The 18,672-nt window shown below is 43.5% G+C and carries 16 protein-coding genes; 10 read left to right on the forward strand and 6 right to left on the reverse strand.

Annotated features, from left to right (window positions below; genetic code table 11):
* Positions 1–367 precede the first annotated feature (367 nt).
* A complete protein-coding gene (locus tag LZG72_RS27655; RefSeq protein ID WP_233878397.1) occupies positions 368–802 on the forward strand; it encodes a hypothetical protein in 435 nt (144 codons plus the stop codon).
* An 838-nt stretch (positions 803–1,640) separates the two neighbouring features.
* Here LZG72_RS27655 and LZG72_RS27660 read toward each other — a convergent pair.
* Positions 1,641–2,660 carry a hypothetical protein gene (locus tag LZG72_RS27660; RefSeq protein WP_233878398.1) on the reverse strand — a complete coding sequence of 340 codons (1,020 nt, stop codon included), beginning with the start codon at positions 2,658–2,660 and terminating at the stop codon, positions 1,641–1,643.
* 259 nt (positions 2,661–2,919) lie between these two features.
* On the opposite strand from LZG72_RS27660, the gene LZG72_RS27665 reads away from it, so the two are divergent.
* The 3 genes from LZG72_RS27665 to LZG72_RS27675 all read left to right on the forward strand — a co-directional run bounded on the left by LZG72_RS27665 (position 2,920) and on the right by LZG72_RS27675 (position 4,745).
* Positions 2,920–3,552: a hypothetical protein gene (locus tag LZG72_RS27665; protein WP_233878399.1), complete on the forward strand. Its 633-nt coding sequence runs from the start codon at positions 2,920–2,922 to the stop codon at positions 3,550–3,552.
* 213 nt (positions 3,553–3,765) lie between these two features.
* Positions 3,766–4,110, forward strand: a complete 345-nt coding sequence (locus tag LZG72_RS27670) for a hypothetical protein (RefSeq protein ID WP_233878400.1) — start codon at positions 3,766–3,768, stop codon at positions 4,108–4,110.
* A gap of 29 nt (positions 4,111–4,139) precedes the next feature.
* Positions 4,140–4,745: a hypothetical protein gene (locus LZG72_RS27675; RefSeq protein ID WP_233878401.1), complete on the forward strand. Its 606-nt coding sequence runs from the start codon at positions 4,140–4,142 to the stop codon at positions 4,743–4,745.
* Between the two features lie 76 nt (positions 4,746–4,821).
* Here the strand turns inward: LZG72_RS27675 and LZG72_RS27680 are convergent, their stop codons facing one another.
* The gene (locus tag LZG72_RS27680) at positions 4,822–5,067 is read right to left on the reverse strand and encodes a hypothetical protein (RefSeq protein WP_233878402.1); all 246 of its coding nucleotides are present in this window, start codon (positions 5,065–5,067) and stop codon (positions 4,822–4,824) included.
* 180 nt (positions 5,068–5,247) lie between these two features.
* Here LZG72_RS27680 and LZG72_RS27685 point away from each other — a divergent pair, with 180 nt between their 5' ends.
* From LZG72_RS27685 to LZG72_RS27710, 6 genes are all read left to right on the forward strand, one after another.
* Positions 5,248–5,673: a helix-turn-helix transcriptional regulator gene (locus LZG72_RS27685; RefSeq protein ID WP_233878403.1), complete on the forward strand. Its 426-nt coding sequence runs from the start codon at positions 5,248–5,250 to the stop codon at positions 5,671–5,673.
* A gap of 137 nt (positions 5,674–5,810) precedes the next feature.
* On the forward strand, positions 5,811–7,106 hold the full coding sequence (locus LZG72_RS27690) for an AAA family ATPase (protein WP_233878404.1): 1,296 nt from the start codon (positions 5,811–5,813) through the stop codon (positions 7,104–7,106).
* A 1-nt stretch (position 7,107) separates the two neighbouring features.
* Positions 7,108–7,626, forward strand: a complete 519-nt coding sequence (locus LZG72_RS27695) for a PIN domain-containing protein (RefSeq protein ID WP_233878405.1) — start codon at positions 7,108–7,110, stop codon at positions 7,624–7,626.
* A 381-nt stretch (positions 7,627–8,007) separates the two neighbouring features.
* The gene (locus LZG72_RS27700) at positions 8,008–9,330 is read left to right on the forward strand and encodes a nucleoside 2-deoxyribosyltransferase (protein ID WP_233878406.1); all 1,323 of its coding nucleotides are present in this window, start codon (positions 8,008–8,010) and stop codon (positions 9,328–9,330) included.
* Entirely contained in the window at positions 9,323–9,964 is a 642-nt protein-coding gene (locus LZG72_RS27705) for a 7-cyano-7-deazaguanine synthase (RefSeq protein WP_233878407.1), read from the forward strand. The genes LZG72_RS27700 and LZG72_RS27705 overlap by 8 nt, the downstream gene beginning before the upstream one ends.
* Positions 9,961–10,617, forward strand: a complete 657-nt coding sequence (locus tag LZG72_RS27710) for a hypothetical protein (RefSeq protein ID WP_233878408.1) — start codon at positions 9,961–9,963, stop codon at positions 10,615–10,617. The genes LZG72_RS27705 and LZG72_RS27710 overlap by 4 nt, the downstream gene beginning before the upstream one ends.
* 16 nt (positions 10,618–10,633) lie before the next feature.
* Here the strand turns inward: LZG72_RS27710 and LZG72_RS27715 are convergent, their stop codons facing one another.
* From LZG72_RS27715 to LZG72_RS27730, 4 genes are all read right to left on the reverse strand, one after another.
* A complete protein-coding gene (locus LZG72_RS27715; protein WP_310590577.1) occupies positions 10,634–10,798 on the reverse strand; it encodes a JAB domain-containing protein in 165 nt (54 codons plus the stop codon).
* 676 nt (positions 10,799–11,474) lie between these two features.
* Entirely contained in the window at positions 11,475–13,403 is a 1,929-nt protein-coding gene (locus LZG72_RS27720; RefSeq protein WP_233878409.1) for a heparinase II/III family protein, read from the reverse strand.
* A gap of 92 nt (positions 13,404–13,495) precedes the next feature.
* On the reverse strand, positions 13,496–15,193 hold the full coding sequence (locus tag LZG72_RS27725) for a RagB/SusD family nutrient uptake outer membrane protein (protein ID WP_233878410.1): 1,698 nt from the start codon (positions 15,191–15,193) through the stop codon (positions 13,496–13,498).
* Between the two features lie 12 nt (positions 15,194–15,205).
* Positions 15,206–18,634, reverse strand: a complete 3,429-nt coding sequence (locus LZG72_RS27730) for a TonB-dependent receptor (RefSeq protein WP_233878411.1) — start codon at positions 18,632–18,634, stop codon at positions 15,206–15,208.
* Positions 18,635–18,672 lie beyond the last annotated feature (38 nt).

The following is an 18,672-nucleotide window of genomic DNA, read 5'->3' on the forward strand; positions in this document are numbered from 1 at the left end:
AAGGAGAAAGTGACCCTGAATTAATTCGCAGACATTAGACGGGTGGGGCATGCAAAAAGATAAAGTGCTGAACTACTGATCATACACAGAGAATTGTGAGATTGTTTCTCAAAACGTCCAATATCTGACACGGGTAACAACCGATGCAGCTTCAAACTTGCTCATCGCATGAATGGAGCATTTTCTGAGATTGTCAGAATTTACGTTAGGATAACCTTTTTATATTAAGTGACGAAACACAAAACAGGGGGTAAGAGGCATTCGGGCGAAGTTCTTGGTTTTGTACAGGGAGAGCGCACTCTTTATTAAGCACTTACAACCATTCTCTTGTTAATGGGGTCTTATATTGAACCTAACAAGTCCTCTTATGATCAACTATCTGTCAAAAATGAGATCCTCTATTCTCTTAGCCTGCGTCTTATTTCTTGCAACAAATTGCACCAATGAAGGCCCAACAGCGGAGCCAATAAGGGGCCATGATGTTCAAGGCGCTCTTAAAAGAGCTCGGGCATTGTGCAATCAAAATTCGATGGTGTGGTTATCTGATATGCTTCGCAAAGCTGAAGAAGATCGCACTAGCATGACTCACAAAGGCAATTACATAGGCATTGTTTCCCTTATTAAGTACCAAGGCCAACGAGTGGTGTACACTAATTTCGGGCTGGGTAGCGGCGGAATTGCATTTTACCTCTTTGACTGTAACGGAAATCCTGTCAACTGTGAAGTAAATGATGAAGCCGGTAAACTTCCCAACCTAGCAGAAACAAAAGAGGCCGTCATTTACTCAAGTTTAGGGTTATAAGCCCGAGTTAACTTCTACTACATTTAAAATCTATACCCCATTCGCGAATGAAGGATCATGCCGATTTTCAAACAGAAATAGACAGATTGCTAACAGGTATTGTTTTTTAGAAACCGCCTCCATGGCGTGCTCTGGGGGTACTTTTTTATGTTAAACAACAATACATAGAACAAGGGGGAAGTGAAGTTTTGGAAGTTCTTGCTTTTGTACAAGGAGACGGGAATTTGTCCATAGAATCCCGCCTCTCCTACTCACTCCCTATAACTGACGCGTTAGAGAAGCATATCTGTCTTAAACCGCCATCTCACGAATCAACGTCTCATTCCTGTGTGGCGTCCTGACTTGTTGAGACAGTTATTTTAGTTGCGGATAATTTGCGTAAGATCGTCCTCTGCCGCTATTCTGACAGTTATTTTACTATCCATGTTATTCTAATCAAAAATTTAGGTTCACTTGGCTTTTCCGAGCCACGTACCTATTGTCGAGAGGAACGTCTCTTGCTGGTCAATGAATAAGGTGTGTGAGCAATAATCGAAAAGTCATTGAATCTGTGGAAGGGCCTCGGCGATGACCTTGACAAATTAACTGTCCCCAGGTTGATGCATAATTTAAATAAGGTTGGCGAGGCAGCCCCGGTTGATCTTGGGAATAATCTCCACGGGACTTTTGAGCTCCCGGCGGACACCTTGCCCTCCAAAACGCTTTGCCTTTTGGAGCCGTATTGTCTTCCCTGGTTGCAAAGGAAACAAGCTAGTAGTTCTCATAACACCAGCCAGTCAGATACTCACGTACTAGTGACTTCATAAAAGATCCTGATCGAATAATGCAAAATGCCAGTCTACTTGCTTTCCAGGTCGTTTGTCAAAATCCAGACCTCATCCTTATAGCTGGTCTGTTTTGCATTCGCCGGCGTGGTACCGACTGAACGCGTTATTTTGAGGTAAGTCGGCCAGCCGGAATCCAGGTCGATATAAGTGGTGACGTAAGTTTCCATTTTCATATCCAGGCCGGCCACGTCAGCATCAGTCGCGAGGTCTTTTTGCAATCCGTTTGCTTCTCTCGTTTTCTGCAAAAATGCCACATAGTCCTTCCCGAAGTCTTTCATATCCGCAAACTTTTCGAGATCAAATCGTGCCTCGCCGAGGCTGTCCAATGAGCTGACAAATACATAACAATCGAATTGGATGTTCTTTTCTGTTATCGAGTGTAAAATCGTTTCCTGATAATTCAATGTATCGTTGAGCCCCGTCCTATAACCCATCAGGTTGTGAAACTGCGATATAAAAGGTTCATAAAGATTGGCAAACAAGGTTTTTCCATTGGCAAGCTTACTGACTACGTCCGCTATCGCTTTTCTTTCTGCCTCCGACTTTATATTCATTTTTGACTGCGTTTCTTTTGTCAGAACTGCCATCAGCGTACCAAGTTTACTCTCCACAGTATCGCGGTTTGTATAGCGTTCTAATGTACCGTTTGTATCGGTCGTGTATCTGAGGATCAGATCATCGTCGGTGATGTTCAGGTCTTCAAAAGAGATCTTCGGATCCTTTGATGTTTCGCGAAGATTTTCCAACATGCGATAGGTCATGCCGTAAGAATTTGCAGTTGAGTCGCTCACCTCAAACTGAACAATGGCATCAAATTCAGTCTTTTCGGACATCAGGCTGTCGCCTTGGTATTGTTTTGTTGTTTTGATACCCCGGTACTTCATTTTTTCGCCTTTATTCCAATAGGCGATTACCTGCACGTTACCGACGGTCGTATCCGTTGAAATCCACCGTGCATTACTAATTTCCTGCCCAAAGACGCACAGACAGGATAGAAAACTGAAAAGAAAAATCAAGCAAATGTTACGCATATAGAGAGGACTAGTATTCAACAAAGTTATGAAAAGTCAGTTCTTGGAAACGCTGCCTAAAATTACTTCTCCATTTCCTCGCAACGGCCAACTTTTAGGAGCAGCAAGTGGCACCTTAACAGACCGTTTAATATGTTATCTTTTGCAAGAAGTTAGGAAGGTCACACAGGATACTTATCCCGAAAGTATTCCCTACTCAACCTCCCATGCTCGACACCTCTTATTTCAACACTTATGACAGTGGCTCATTTCGCCAATTTTGCGGGCCGGCTCAGGTTCACAAAGATTTGAACACCCTCTACGGCTGATCGTCGGCATTCAGGCCGATGGTCATATTAATGACAGTGAGATTGAATTGCTTCGCGCTTGGATCGGCTCTCTTTCCAGCTTGCAGGATAAGGCTCCTTCCAACAAGTTTGTCGCCAAGATCAATGCCGTTATCAGCGATGGCGTTGTTACGGAGGAAGAAGCTGAGGACCTGATTTGGCTTTGCAAGAATTACCTGGATTACAACCGGAATCCATATTATGATGTGATTACATCTTCCACGCAACAGCTTGGCGGGTTTCTGGCTGGGATCTCCGCCGACCAAACGATCAACATTGAGGAGCTTACCGCTTTGGGCAATTGGACTTCCAACAATGCGCCCATGTTTAAGACCTGGCAATTTGATACCCTGCTGCCAGCCATTGAGCGCATTCAAGCAGAGCGACAGTTATCGGCTGACGATCACAGCGAGCTGCTTACATTTTGCCACTCGGTAAGCTCCATGAAACTGGCCGAGCAGAAGAAGGTGTCCATTCCCGTCAAGCTGCCGAAGAAGAAGTTTTCGATCCTGATCCAAGAATGCACAGTGCGGCTGCCAGCTTCTGCTTTATCGGAGAGTCTTTGAGGTATTCGCGGCAGGAACTGGCGCAGATTGTTAAAATGTACGTAATCAGTGACTAGAAAGCTTCACTTTTTAGCGCAATGCTACTCGGAGAACGGCATTTCAAACATGAGGCACAAGTTCACTAATGTAGTAAGAAATAATTCTCGCCCACGACATATTCCGAGATTGTTGGATATTTCGTAACTTATCGCTTCAAAAAATAAGAGGATTAGAATGGCTAAGAAAATCGAAAAATCAAATCAAGTAGCTGAAAAAGTGGGGAGCGCCGGAGGTTCAAGAAAATACTACGGAGGTGGTGACGCGAAGCCTTCGTCCGGAGCCGAGCCTGGAAAAAGAAGCGCTGTCAAAAGTGTTCAATTCAGAAGTGCCTCAACCGGTCACTATATTTTACGCGAAGCATCCACAGGTAAGTTTATGATAAATGCTACTGGTCAGCCGTTCAAAGGCGTCGTAGTAGTAAAAAGGATTCAACCAGCACCAAATCCAACAATTGATAAGGAAACAGCGGAACGTGAGGAAAAAGATTTGATTGAGTTTATAAATAACACGACTAAGTAATCAAATCTTATTTTCCAAGCAGATAGCCAATGCCCTCATTCTCTGAAAGTGTTTTTATCAATTGCCCGTTTACCTCGAATTTTAAACCTTTGTTTGACGCAATGGTTTTCACAACTATCGGATGTGGTTTTACTCCAAGATGTACCAAAGAGATCAACGACGTTGATGACATTCGTATAACAAAGATAATGACCTTGATTAGGGAATGTAAGTATGGCATTCACGATGTGTCTTTGTCCAATGGCAGGCTAAATATGCCATTGGAATTAGGGCTTTTTATGGGTTGCAAGGAATATGGAGGAAGGTCACAAGCTGGTAAACGCTGTATTGTATTTGAGGAAAAAGACTATAAATCAAAAGCTTACCTTTCAGATCTTGGCGGTCAAGACATGATGGCTCACAATAAAAAACCTAATACTATAATAAAAAAGGTCAGAGAGTGGCTGGCTCCAAAAGCAGTAGATCCTAACAAAATCCCACATTCACCATTTTTTATTCAGAACTATACTGACTTTCAAAATTTTCTTCCAGGCTATTGTGCCGCTAAGCATTGGGACATTGACGAAATTTCATTTAATGAATATGTCCTTTCGGTCTCCAATTGGCTTTTGACAAACCCGATTCAAACGCCGTAGCCTTCCACTTTCCCAAGTGTTGAAAATTCGCTGAAATTGCAATCGGGCGAATTGCTTACCTCAGGTCACTAAGGCTTCATCTTCCCAACATCCTGAAAGAAAAACACAAGCTCTTTGAAAGAAACAAACCTATTGTGACCTCGCGGATCATACCCAGCTTCCTGGCTGAAAGCGTGAAACCTGTGTACATATCCCAAAGATCTTCAATCCAAGTCTCGGCGTCACTTTGGCTAAGCAGCTCTTTGACTTTCCGGCCATAGGCTATGTGGAGTTGGTTTAGTGCGGAATCTTCGGGCTCGTCGGAGTGTGGCAGTGTGTCCATTTTGTTGATTTTAAGTGTGGTTCAAATCCCTGCATTTACGTTTTCTGCAAAGCAAAGATTGCCGTGGTTTGTTCCCAACACAATCGACCGGTAACATACATTGCGCTGGCTGTAAGATATCCGGGCACTTCCCGGCAGATTTATATAAATTGCTTTTTTTTAACCAAACACCCTTTCCACATGGCACATACTACCTCCAACCCGAAGATCCACGAAGGCCGTAACTTGAAGCGATTCAGGGAAATGCTGGCGATCAAACAAGATGCATTGGCTTTCGAGCTCGGCGAAGATTGGAACCAGCAAAAGATTTCGTTGCTTGAACAAAGAGAAAAGATAGATTCTGATATTCTGGAGCAGGTTGCGGCGATTCTTAAAATCCCGGCTGATGCTATTCGGAATTTTGATGAGGAAAAGGCAGTGAATATTATTTCAAATACATTTCAAAATAGCTCATTTTTAAATGTGGGAGATACACCAACATTTAACATCAATCCAATCGAAGAAATAAGGAAGTTGCACGATGAGAAAATGGAACTTTATGAGCGGATGTTGAAGGAGAAGGATGAGATGATGGGGCGGTTGGAGCGGTTGATTGGGGGGAGATAATTTAACCTTTCAATCTAATTCAGCTAAATTGGATAATCTAGTTACCCTGGATTTACTGAATAAAGCACCATTTTTGACATTAATCATTCATACAAACGACTAGTGTAAATCACCACTAAGTTCTAAACTTCGGTATCATGCCTACTCTATACATTGATAATTTTCGAGGATTCACGAAAACTTTTCTATCATTTTCAGATATGAACTTCTTTGTGGGCGAAAACAGTACCGGAAAAACGTCTTTGATAAAGCTGATTGGAATATTGTCATCTAATGATTTCTGGAACTATCAACAATTTGGCAGTGACAGCACTGAGCTAGGTGAATTTGTTGAAATTGCTAACAGCACTCAATCAATCAATAATGAGCAATTCGAGGTTGCCTTTTTTGAAGAAAATCATGACCTTACCGATTTTATCGCAATTAGATTAAAATTCATCGAACAGGATACGAAACCGGAGGTGAAGGAAATCAAATTAATCAATGGCCCTTTCGAAATTCAAATAAGCATACAAGGTCTCTTTGCAAAGTATCGAATTATATCGCGCAGTAGAGTTGATTCCGAAAAATATGACGACAACTTAGAGATCTTCAAAAACTGGATCAATAGTATTGATCTGTCAAAATCGCCATTCCAAAGTATTAGAAGAAAAGGCAAAGGATTATTATCGCTATTTAATGACTTAAATTCAGAAATTCGGAAATTTAATACCGAAAGTGAAATTCCTTCTTTCGTAACACCATCATTTTTTACTAATTGTGCTTGGTTTTCACCTTCACGAGAAAACCCAAAAAAGACTTATGACTCGCCTATATTAAGTTTCGATTCTCAGGGCCGCCATATTCCTTACATTTTTAAGAAATACCTGGAAGACGACCCAATATCTCAGCATATTATTGATAGGTTCGGTTCTGATAGTGGCCTCTATGATGCGTTTTCGGTTAAATCGTTGTCAAAATCACTTCAAACTGAGCCATTTCAGATGGTTTTTAATTTAAATGGAAGCGATAGAAATATAACAAGTGTTGGATATGGAGTTTCTCAAATATTTCCCATAGTTGTTGAAGTAATTGCAAGATTCAGACCTACTTGGTTCGCGATCCAGCAACCAGAAATACACTTGCATCCAAGAGCCCAAGCTGCATTCGGTGATTTTTTATTTAAATCCGATATCGAAGATAAGCATAGATTTATTGTGGAGACTCATAGTGACTTTATAATAGATAGATATCGAATTAGATTGAACAAATATTTGAGAAAGAACGGAAAACCAGTCGATTCAACGGCACAAGTGATTTTCTTTTCCCGTTCAAAGGAAGGAAATAGTCTAACAACAATAACTATCAATCCAGACGGATCCTATTCCGATGACCAACCAGATGATTTTAGAAATTTCTTTATCCGAGAACAGTTAGATTTAATCAATATTTGACATGTGCATAATTATCGACACAAATTCACTAGGAAATGTTTTCAATACATTTTCTCAGAATCATGAAGAATTTGAGCCAATATTCAAGTGGATTCTAGAAGGAAAAGGAAAAGTCGTTTTTGGTGGCACGAAATATATGTCTGAGATTGGGCCAAACTACCGGAAGCTTTTTACGGAATTAAGAAATGCTAAGAAGGCGGTTAGGGTAGAAAATGAAAAAGTCGATCAGTTGGAGGCGAAAATAAGAAACGCTGTCAGAGATGCTGACTTTGATGATCAGCACATTATTGCCTTACTCATTTCATCTGGGTGCAAATTAATTTGTTCAGAGGATCGCCGCGCCTATCCTTATTTCAGAAACCTACTCTTTTTTAAATTTGCTAAAAAGCGCCCTAAAATATATAGGGGACGCTCAAATAGCCCACTTTTGACCGATTCAAATATTTCAAGTATATGTCGACCTTGTGATCCTCTTTCCAATAGAGAGAAACAAAGAGTAAACCTCATCCTAAATATATAACATCAACATTATGGGTAGTACAGGAGCAGGGAATTTTAGTGATTATTCATCTCGGCAGCCAAAAAGTGATGCAGAGCAAACCGGTGGCGCCAGTGGCATTGATAAATGTGGAACTGCATTTAGCACATCTTTAGACGAGGTCGCAAGATGTTATTACTACGTGAACTCCGGCAATGTCCCAGTTCCTGGAACCGAAGTTAGAGTGAACTTCAACGGTGTTCGACTCGCAGTTGAGACAGTACTTAGTGAAGAGATTGGATACTTGCCCACAAGCTTTAACTACATAAAGTTTTGCATAAGCAGCGGCTTCACATACGGTGGCACCATTGTCTCATCGCAAACTGTGCCTTTTCCATCGATCGTGGTTGACATTATTCCAATATGAAAGTTTGTTTGATTGGAGAGGTATTCGTAGATGTGTCACTTCGCACAAAGCAAACCCAGACAAAAATGCGACTAGGCGGAATAGTTCACGCCGCAAGAGCACTCTGGGCAATGGAAATCCCATATAGTGTTGGCTACTTTGCACCTTCTTACTTGGATAGACACATTGAAAGTTATTTGAATGCTCATGACTGCGAAGAAATTATCAAGTTGGGAAATGTCGATGGAGCACCCAACGTCTTTTTAATCGAAGAGGTAAAAGAAGTTGCTAACCAAGGATATACCTTAATTCTTGGTGACGAGGCAACATATGATTACAATGAAAGCGCATTTGAAAAATTACGTCAAATATCGTTTTCAGATGGATTATTATTTGCCGGCAACTTCGACATAAGTATCTCCGCTTGGAAACTTTCGATTGAAAAATTGCATGTTGATGTGACAAACCGAATTTCGAGTGTTGATGATCTTGAAAGAATCACCACGAAGATCTCGACGCTATTTGTTTCTACATCATCGCCTCTCTTCAAAAACACATTTAAAAATAATTTTGAAGACTTTTCTAGCCTTTTTCAAAAATATTGTGATCAACTTGTTTTGAAAGAAAATCGAGGAGGGAGCCGAGCTATCGATTATGGGTCAGGCACCACTGCCATCGCAGCTTCACAAACAAGACCAATTGTTCATTCAGTCGGAGTTGGAGACGTATACAATGTTGCCTACATAGTAAGAATTCAACAACTATCACAGAATCTGGCAATGACCTACTCTTCATGGGTAGCCGCTGAATACGCCTCAACTACTTATCCAGACGATTTCAAAACGAATGTTGCCAGAATTAACAACTCGCAAATTTCCGAACTCAAAGCTCTCGGAGGTGTGTACATTCCTTGGGAAAGTCGAAAAGCAATCAATGTCTATATTGCAGCACCCGATTTTAATTTTGTCGATACTTCACCAATAGATGAAGTCGCAAACAGTCTTGAGTATCACAACTTTTCACCACGTAGGCCTATCAAGGAGAATGGCCAAATGGAAGAAAACGCTGATAAAACTAGGCGACAACAAATATTTAGCACCGACATGGTGTTATTAGATAGCTGTCAGATTTTAGTTGCAGTATTAATTTATAACGATCCTGGAACACTTATCGAGATAGGATTGGCGTCGGCGAGAGGGCTGCCTGTGTTTGTATATGACCCATTTAGCATTGCAAATAACTGTATGCTCACTGAGCTACCTGACTTGGTATCCAGTGACTTAGATGAGCTTATTGCAGAAATATTCATAGCAACATCAAAACTTCAAAACATTGAATAGTAAAGACGGAATATTGCTGGCATCGGGCGGCTTGGACTCAACAACACTGGCCTATTGGCTTGATTCGCAAGGGATATCTTATACTCCACTCTTTATTAATTATGGGCAGCATTGTGCACATGTAGAGTTAAAGACTCTAAAAGAAGTTCTTCCTCGTTACGCTGTATCGAAGATCGAGGAGATAGATGTTAGTTCCATATACAAAAAATCACAGTCTCGATTTATCAAACCAGCAAATTTGTGGGAAGATGAGATCAAAGCGGACGATCTGTATATTCCTTATCGAAATGTATTGCTTTTATCTATTGGTGCCACTTTTGCTCAGACAATGGGATTGCCTAATGTTTATTCAGCTTTTATTAATAGTAACCATGCAAAGGAGATTGACTGCTCAAATGACTTCTTTGACAAAATGGAAACAATGCTATCTGACTATGGATCCGTTAAAATAAATATGCCGTTTAGGTATCATTCTAAATATGAGGTAGCTCGCCTTGGCATATCGCTGGGTGCTGCAATCGGAAAGACATTCTCTTGTCAAGCTTCTCCCACCATCCCATGCGGGGCATGTCCAAACTGTGTTGATCGATTAGTCGCTTTAAGGCAAATTGAAATAGAAGATTCTCAGCTATGAGTTGTGCGAAAAATGCCAGAAGGCTTGCAAATTATATCAAAACTCTTGATAATGGAACCTTCCTGGAAGAGCGCAATAGCGCGTTTGAGCACGATCATCTTGGGGCTCTACTGGTTGAAATCATTTTACAGTCTGGCCTAAACTTTCGAACAGTTGTCGAGCCACGTGTAAATAAAGTGTTGAAAGAATTTCCAAATGCGACCACCACATCAGATTTTAATGAAATTATCAACGAGCACACACTCGGTCGAATCATTAATTGGAATGACGACGTAAAAATTTCAAGAATTTTAGCTGTTCTAGACTACTTTGTACTCCATGATATTGAAACATGTGAGGATCTCAAACTATATTTTCAGCAGTATACGAATAGATCTAGTTTTATGGTAATCAAAGGAATTGGCCCAAAAACAATGGATTATCTTCTGAAGAGACTTGGATACGATACAGTAGCGGTAGACAGACATATATCCGGCTTTTTAAAACTTGCATCGATAGAAGTTAACGGTTACGAGGAGACTAAAAAGATAGTTGAATATGCAGCAGATTTCTTAGAAGTATCTAGATCAGCTCTTGACCACTCTATTTGGAAGCTTATGTCAGAAAGTTCTGATCATACGCGGAAAAACGATCAACTGGTTCTGGAATTTTAAAGCTCATACCTTACTACTAAATAATCCCTGTTGCATTGGCTTTCAGAGCAGCTGCAAAAACGATCCTTATATCAGCACTTGCTCCTGAAATCCAACCTTTGGAAACTTCAAAAATACCTAGCACGCGGCTGGCATTGTTCAATAGCAGTATCTTGAACTCTTCAAATAGATTCAAGTGCAACGGAGCTTCCGCCGTCGTGGAACAGCCGTCGGGGTTCCAGCCGTCGTGGACTGGCCGTCCGCGACCATCTTTGGATCAGCACTTTGTATGCATCTCTGGACGATTCTATTTTAGGACTCTGGCTTGCTTGTACATTTGCTTTTGTAGATCAGCTCAATTTCTGCTACCTGATACAAGTTTGAGACATTCGCGAAGCTTTCCATAATTACCTTGGCTGAGATAGTGATTGAATGAATTATGGCGCTTCATTCGGGCACTGGGGCAAGCAAGTAGTGGAAGCAACGGAATAAAGGAAAGCATGCGCGCGGCTGGGCGTTTATGCCGGAATTTCCACTACGCCCGGCGTGGGCCGCCCCGCGTGGAACGCCCCGCAGCCCTGTGCCTACCTTAGTGGCATCATTAATACAAGAAAATCCTCAGGGCATTTCGGCAGTCTTCATAGAAATCTTGGCGAGGCTTATCGCATTTTCATTTGATATGTAATTGATAATCAATGGTATACAATAACTGCAGCGTGGGTCCTGGAAAGGTATAGTATGTGCATTACTGCATCCTGAGCGGCGGCCCCACGGTTCGAATCCTGGCCGAACAGCCGCAAAAACAGAAAATCCTGTAAACTATACATCTACAGGATTCTCCGCTTTCTAACCCAACAAAAAACACCGGAAACGATATCCTATAATACGGATATCACATATTTGTACTTTCCTTTCGCGGCGACCTTTTTTGCGTTTAATGAAATCCGGTAAATTGTTTCACCCCATACATTAGACAGGCGGCGGTCGTCCTGTTTTACTTTTTCAACCTCAACGGAAAACAGTTCCGGACTAAATTGCATCGACACTGTCTGGTTGTTGACTTGCATTTTTATCGTTCCGGGTGTAGAAATATCCGGCTGTTGCCAAACCAGAAAATTAACCTGGTTCGCAGCCTCCGCATTGGTTAATGCAAAATCATCCTGCACCACCAGTTCTCCTTTTTTATCCAATTCATAAGACCGGTTCCAGTTTTTGATTTTCGCGTTTTCCGGATATGCTCCCGCGAGATCCATTGAAAAAAGGGATTTTTTCTCATCGAACTGAATGTTGCGTGACCGGAATTGTCCACCGGCACGCTGGGCCGAGCCATTAATCACCGGCACATTGTGATACTCGCTTTTCATTGTCCAGATCGTGTAGCGCTCATTGCTGAAAGTCTGCCGGGTGTACGTTCCCACGCCTGCGTCTATGAAAACCGGGGTTGTATTCAGGTACAGTGAGAATGTACCTATGTCATTATGGTTGTGGCTTTCGGCATTATATCCCCCTTTTCCGGCAAAGAAAAAGCCTTTGTCGTTTTTCATGTACAGAAATTCAGTCTGCGGATACCACATCGACTTAAACTCAGGCAAAGCCGCTTTTTGGTCCTTTAATTGAGGGCCGTATTGAAAATCTTCCAGCGCACGAAACAAGTCGCGCCCGGCCAGTATCACTTCTTTTGATTTTTTCTCTTCCAGATAAGCGGCGAATTGTTTCATATTGTCGCTATTCACAGCCTTCCCGTACCGGTAAATCACACCAGCCTCTCCACCGCCTTTGGCAGATGCATCGGCGAAATTGACCACCCAGCCATTTCCCACATAGGAATTCGCAATGTATTCTCCCATGTTCTTAATGATCGGCTCTTTAAAAATCGATACTTTCCCGCCCGTCGCGTAGCTCAGGATCTGAAGATAATCATACATTTTCCCTGCAGCATGTCCCCAATACGACGGTCCTTCTTCGCACGCGCCGTCGGTATGGGTATAGTTAATAAATTCATCCGCAGATACCATGGTACGGTGCACCCCGGCGGCTCTTTTTTCAGGATCTTCTTCTATCAATAAAAAGCTCGTGAGAACATTGAAATTGCACCACGGATTCCAGTTATTGACCATAGCACCTGGTTTCAGATTGAATGACTGCCACCAGAAGTCGTTCCGCTCCATATATGGTTTCAGGATCCGTTCCTGGATATTCAGTTTGGTTCTCTGCGCAATGAGCGGGTTGATCTTGTCGAAAGGTTCTTTGAAAAAATAATAAACCCACGACATAAACGACCCCAGATCACCTGCTGTGAGGTCTATCGCATGCTCACGGTAATCGGGGAAAAACATTTTGGAAGATTGCGCCGAGCCCAGATGCGCAGAAAGTACCCACGTGGTCATTTCATTGAACATCCACACGCCATTCACGATCTGGCCCATAAACCGGCCTTTTCCTTCGCTTAACTCTGCGAGAACCAATGCAGCCAGCGCGTTGGTGTTGCTGCCGAACGGGTTTTCCATAATGGTTCTCGAACCACTTTTTTCATATTCGAGGTAGTCCGTCAGTTTCACCACTTTCCATTCGTATTCCAGGTATTTTTCTCCTTCACGTATCTGGGCTTCCCGGTGAGCACCGGACAATTTATCCCAGCCCGCCCGGTCGGAATAAGCCGGATAGGAAACCCAGTCTGCCGGATTTTTCAGGGCTTCTTTTACCCGTTGAAGATTGGCATTCTGTTGAAGCAGATCGCGTTTTTCGTAACTCCAGGCCAGCACGTTACAACTTAAAAAAAGGGCAATAAAGGCAATCAGTTTTTTCATAATTACAGGATTTAGGGATTGATTGGTTTTTAACTTAAGCAAATAGTGGGAACCATCATGACTCCCACTATTTATCGTATTCCGGTTATTGGTTATTCCCAGCCGGGGTTTTGTTTCAGACTTGGATTTACTTCGATTTCCTGTCCGGGGATTGGCCAGATCACGTGACGGTCCTGAACACCGCGGGTCAGCAGATTGTCACCAACGATGCTTTTTTCAATGACACCCTTGGTTTTTTCTACGAGCGTTCCCCATCTTTTAAGGTCAAAATAGCGGTGCCCCTCACCTGCCAGCTCAAATGCTCTTTCGCGTGATAGCCGTTCCGACATCGCCGCCTTGCCCGTCACAGCCAGCGCCGGATTTCCACTGTTCAGGCCGGGCATTCCCACTCTTGCACGAACCTTATTCACCTCTAAGATAGCCTTATCCGTTTGTCCGGCTTCATTATAAGCTTCCGCCAGCATCAGCATCACATCCGCCAGACGTATCACCGGGAAATTGATCGGTGTATGTTCACGGGCAGTGAGCAAACCACCCAGATCTGCTTCAGGGACAAACTTGCGCCATACATAAGTCATCCAGCCACGGTTGTTACGGATCTGTCCGAAGTTCTCATTAACACCCGTAGCAAGTACGAGCTGCATTTGACGCGGTGCATTGGCATTCCAGCCTAGCTGGAAAGAGTAAGGAACCACGAGTGTTTCGGTCATCCTCGGATCGCGGTTGTTGTAGATTTTGCCCAGTTTCGCCGTATCCGGTACGGTGTTGAATTTACCGTTGGTATGCGTTGCAATGAACGCCGCCTTTTTCACATTGTTATCCGCATTGAAATTTGGATAATGGGTATCCCAGTTAAACCGCGTACCATCCTTGTTTTCATACATATCGGCTAACGTAGTAGTAGGCAAACCATTGTTCCAGTCACTTCCGAAGGTAGACCGGGTTCCCAGGTAAAAGGCAAACGGCATCCCGTATGGGAATCCCACTCCTCCTTTATTCTGGATGGCAAAGATCATCTCGCTGCTTCTGTGTCCGGCCAGTTTGAAAAGGTCTCCGTAGTCGTTATAAAGCTGGTATCCGTAGGCAGATGTTTTGTTGTAAACTACATCTTCAAAGTCTGCAATGGCTTTATCCCACTCTTTATTATACAAATACACTTTCCCTCTCAGCGAAACCGCAGCACCTTTTGTAGCACGGCCATAATGCTCCGTGGGATAGGAAACCGGTAAGCTACCTGCGGCAGCATTGAGGTCTGCCAGAATGAAATCCCTCACTTCCTGCTCGGAATTTCTCGGCTTCAACAACTTATTGAAATCGACATTCAGGTCCGTCGATTCGTCATAAATGGGAACACCACCGAAAAGATTCATTAGATTGAAATAGTACAGAGCTCTCATAAAACGAGCTTCACCAAGAAAAACCTTTTTTGATTCTTCGGGTATATCCATTCCACTGATATTCCGGATCGCGGTGTTAGAACGCTGAACGCCATCGTACAAACTTTTCCATCGATCTACCACATTGGCTGTCCGGTTGGTAAATGCGCCATTGATGATGTCGCCCAGTCCGATATCATAACCCATGGCAATCTCACTCAGGTTATCGTACATATTATACAGCCCGAGTGTGTTCAGGTTTTTCATATCGGCATAAACACCCATAATCCCCTGCAACGCATGCGCTTCTGTTTTCCAGAAAGTACCGGCACTTACCTTGTCATAAGGCTGTGTATCAAGTTCATAACAGCTGCTAACAACAGCCATTACAAGTAATATCCAAACTTTTTTCATAATTCTGAGGTATTAAAAATTAACACTTATACCAAAAACCATCTGCTTCATCGTAGGGTAATTCGTTCCGTTAACTTCCGGATCAAAACCTTTGTATTTCGTGAAAGTCAGGAAGTTTTCAAGGCTTCCGTAAACTCTTACAGACGATATTTTCAGGTTTTGAGAAATGGAACCCGGAATGGTATAACCCAGCTGTACGTTTTTCAGACGCAGGTAAGACTTGTTTTGAAGCCAGAAATCGCTGTTTTTAGTATTGCGGGTATCGACATAGTTCGTGAAACGCGGGTAGGAAGCATCCGTGCGACCTTCAAACCAGCGACCATCAGCAACCTCCTGGTTGATCTGGTATCCCCAGCGCGTTCCGGTGGTGTGATACAGGTCGTGCCAGATCTGCTGTAATCCCGAAGAACCCTGAAGTAACATCGAGAAGTCGAATCCTTTCCAGTCGGCACCCAGGCTGAAACCATAAGAAACGCGCGGCGCTGTACCATGACCCAAAGTGACGCGGTCGTCGTCGTTTATGATTCCGTCGCCGTTGTTATCCTTGTAAAGCAGGTCTCCTTTTTGTGGTGTTCCATATGCCGAGAAAGGATTGCGTTTAGCACCATTGGCATCCAAAGGCGCATTTTCAATCATTTTGGTGACCAACGCCAGATCAGCATCGGTCTGAATGATCCGATCGACCGTCAGAATATATTGCGTGTTGATCGCGTAACCTTCCTGAATCAGATTGGCGCCGCTGATGCTGCGTTCGCCGCCTTTATACTGCGTCACCTTGTTATCAACAAAAGTGAAGTTACCACCGATGCGGTAGCTGAAATCATTGATCTTGTTACGATAGTTGAGGTTTAACTCAATACCACGGTTACGGACCTGTGCGGAGTTTTGCTTTGGAATCGACGCATTACCAACCACCAAAGGGGCCGGAAGATCGATCAGGATATTTTTGGTTTGTTTGTCAAACACATCAATGGAACCTCCCAGCTTGTAATCAAACAAGTCGAAATCCAGACCGACGTTTGTAATGTAAGTACTTTCCCAGGTTAACATCGCATTGGAAAGTGCGGTTTGGGCAAATCCAACAAGCAGGTTATTATTAAGAATGTAGTTGGCCGAGTTGTAAACCGCCTGATACTCGTAATTCCCCACCGCATTGTTCCCCAACGAACCATAAGACGCCCTCAATTTCAGATTAGGCAGCCATTTCACTTTGAAGAAATCCTCTTCTGATAGTCTCCACGCTGCCGAGAAGGACGGAAACACACCCCAGCGGGTATCGCCGGCCATAAAACGGGAAGTACCATCCCGGCGAAGGTTCGCTTCGAAAAGGTATTTATCATCCAGATTCAGGTTTAACCTTCCGAAATAAGATTGCATGGTCCAGTCTTGCGCACTTCCGCCGGCGCTAGCATCCAGCGTTGCCGCATCCAAAACGCTTAAAGACGGATCAATCAAATCCATTTTACTTGCATTGAACCATCCGCGCTTGTAATATTCCTGACTCGCCCCTGCCATTACATTCATTGTCAGACGGTTCATGAATTGCTTTTCATACCGGACAATCCCATCCATATAATACTGGTAGTTCTTTCTGTTTTCGTTGGTTACAGAAGTCCTGCCGACTGCATTGCGGGTAACGGTGTTGTTGATAAACTCCCAGCGGTTATTGAAAACAGGCTGCTGGTAACGCAGAGAATCTTCAAAAACATAGTTGTAAGATCCTTCAATCGTAAGTCCTTTTATAGGTTCCGCTTTACCATAAAACCGCGCAGTCATGCTGTTTCTCCGAATATCGCCTTTCTGACTGTTCAGGTTATGCAAAACGTTATTGGCTTGCGGGTCGTCTTCCGGGTTATTCGGGCCTCCGTAACGGCCATCCGGTGAACGCAGAACGATGCCTGGCGTACTTGCACCGGCAAAAGTGAATACATCGTTGAGCACATTGGTACCGATATCCGTTTTGGATACCAACCCATTTAGTTTCGCTCCCAATGTCAGCCAGGGTTTAACGTCCGCTTCCAGGTTCAAACGCATGTTGTAACGCTGAAAACCCGATTTTTCGATGATCCCAGGATTATCCAGGTAGCCGAACGATGCGAAATAACGCATGTTGGTACTGCCACCAGAAAACGAAAGGTTGTGATTTTGCACGAGGTTTTTCTGAAAAACAGCGTCTGTCCAATCCGTGTTCGGGTATTTCAGCTGATCCCCGTTTTCATTGGCGCGCCACAGATCAATCTTCGCCTGAGAAAAGGTCGGCGTTGCGTTCGGATCGGAATTGCGGAAACCTTCGTTCACCAATTCCATGTAATTGGCATAGTTATTAACCGTTTTAACCACATTGGATGGGCGCGCTACGGAAAAGAATGCATTGTAGTTGACTTTCATTTCGCCTGATTTACCTTTTTTGGTAGTGATCAGGATTACCCCATTTGCAGCCCTCGATCCATAAATGGAGGCAGATGCCGCATCTTTCAATACCGAAATGCTTTCTACATCCTGCGGATTCAACGTATTCATATCACCCACCGCGCCATCGATGATCACCAGTGGATCTGCATTGTTCAGCGTTCCTTGTCCCCGTACCCGAAGTGTGGCTCCATCACCGCCCGGACGGCCATTACCCTGGTTCACGGAAAGTCCGGAAGCTAATCCGGAAAGACCGGCAGAAAGTGAGGTCACCGGGCGTCCCTGTGTTTCTTTGCTTATATCAATGGAAGAAACCGCACCGGTAAGGTTGACTTTTTTCTGTGTGCCGTAACCTACTACTACCAGTTCGTCCAATGCTTTGGTATCGGATGCCAGAATCACCTCGATAAGTGTTTTCCCTCCAACCGGAACTTCTTTACTTACGTACCCAACGAATGAAAAAACCAGTACCGCGTCGTTGTCCGCATTCAAGGTGAAATTACCATCGATGTCGGTGGTCGTTCCCTGCGTTGTCCCTTTCAGAATAATGCTGACACCTGGCAATCCGCCGCCTGTTTCATCGGATACTTTTCCTTTGATTTCCTGTGCCAACTGCGTCAGATTGGGCTCGGTATGCACTGTCTCGGCGGCCGAGGTAGTCGGTTTTGTCTGGTTTTGCGTGATCAGGATCCTGCCTGAAACCACTTCATAAGAGAGATCCAGCGGAGAAAGTATCTCATTCAGAACTTGTTTCAATTCTTTATCTGCCGCCTGAACGGAAACTTTCCGCTCCGGTTTTATCATCGCCTCACTGTATGCGAATTTTACATTTACTTGTTTCTGAAGCTGGGAAAGGACCGTTTTGAGGGCGGTTTCCTTCACGTTCAGGGTCACACTTTTCGACAGCAATTCCTGCGTTGCCACATTTGCAAAAGCCGCTCCGGTGCTCAGGACCGTTATCAGCAAGCATACCAGTAATAACCGGTTGACAAGATTGTACTGCCTTAATTGAGTAATATTTTTTTTCATCATCTTAGAGATCATCAGTACTTAAACTCATTTCAATTTTT

The sequence above is a fragment of the Dyadobacter sp. CY323 genome, from assembly GCF_021390245.1.
Lineage (GTDB): Bacteria > Bacteroidota > Bacteroidia > Cytophagales > Spirosomataceae > Dyadobacter.

What these genes read in the sequence shown, in the direction of transcription:
- LZG72_RS27655 (WP_233878397.1), top strand. Translation starts at nt 368, where the DNA reads ATGATCAACTATCTGTCAAAAATGAGATCCTCTATTCTCTTAGCCTGC.
- LZG72_RS27660 (WP_233878398.1), bottom strand. Translation starts at nt 2,660, where the DNA reads ATGCGTAACATTTGCTTGATTTTTCTTTTCAGTTTTCTATCCTGTCTG.
- LZG72_RS27670 (WP_233878400.1), top strand. Translation starts at nt 3,766, where the DNA reads ATGGCTAAGAAAATCGAAAAATCAAATCAAGTAGCTGAAAAAGTGGGG.
- LZG72_RS27675 (WP_233878401.1), top strand. Translation starts at nt 4,140, where the DNA reads ATGCCCTCATTCTCTGAAAGTGTTTTTATCAATTGCCCGTTTACCTCG.
- LZG72_RS27680 (WP_233878402.1), bottom strand. Translation starts at nt 5,067, where the DNA reads ATGGACACACTGCCACACTCCGACGAGCCCGAAGATTCCGCACTAAAC.
- LZG72_RS27685 (WP_233878403.1), top strand. Translation starts at nt 5,248, where the DNA reads ATGGCACATACTACCTCCAACCCGAAGATCCACGAAGGCCGTAACTTG.
- LZG72_RS27690 (WP_233878404.1), top strand. Translation starts at nt 5,811, where the DNA reads ATGCCTACTCTATACATTGATAATTTTCGAGGATTCACGAAAACTTTT.
- LZG72_RS27695 (WP_233878405.1), top strand. Translation starts at nt 7,108, where the DNA reads ATGTGCATAATTATCGACACAAATTCACTAGGAAATGTTTTCAATACA.
- LZG72_RS27700 (WP_233878406.1), top strand. Translation starts at nt 8,008, where the DNA reads ATGAAAGTTTGTTTGATTGGAGAGGTATTCGTAGATGTGTCACTTCGC.
- LZG72_RS27710 (WP_233878408.1), top strand. Translation starts at nt 9,961, where the DNA reads ATGAGTTGTGCGAAAAATGCCAGAAGGCTTGCAAATTATATCAAAACT.
- LZG72_RS27720 (WP_233878409.1), bottom strand. Translation starts at nt 13,403, where the DNA reads ATGAAAAAACTGATTGCCTTTATTGCCCTTTTTTTAAGTTGTAACGTG.
- LZG72_RS27725 (WP_233878410.1), bottom strand. Translation starts at nt 15,193, where the DNA reads ATGAAAAAAGTTTGGATATTACTTGTAATGGCTGTTGTTAGCAGCTGT.
- LZG72_RS27730 (WP_233878411.1), bottom strand. Translation starts at nt 18,634, where the DNA reads ATGATGAAAAAAAATATTACTCAATTAAGGCAGTACAATCTTGTCAAC.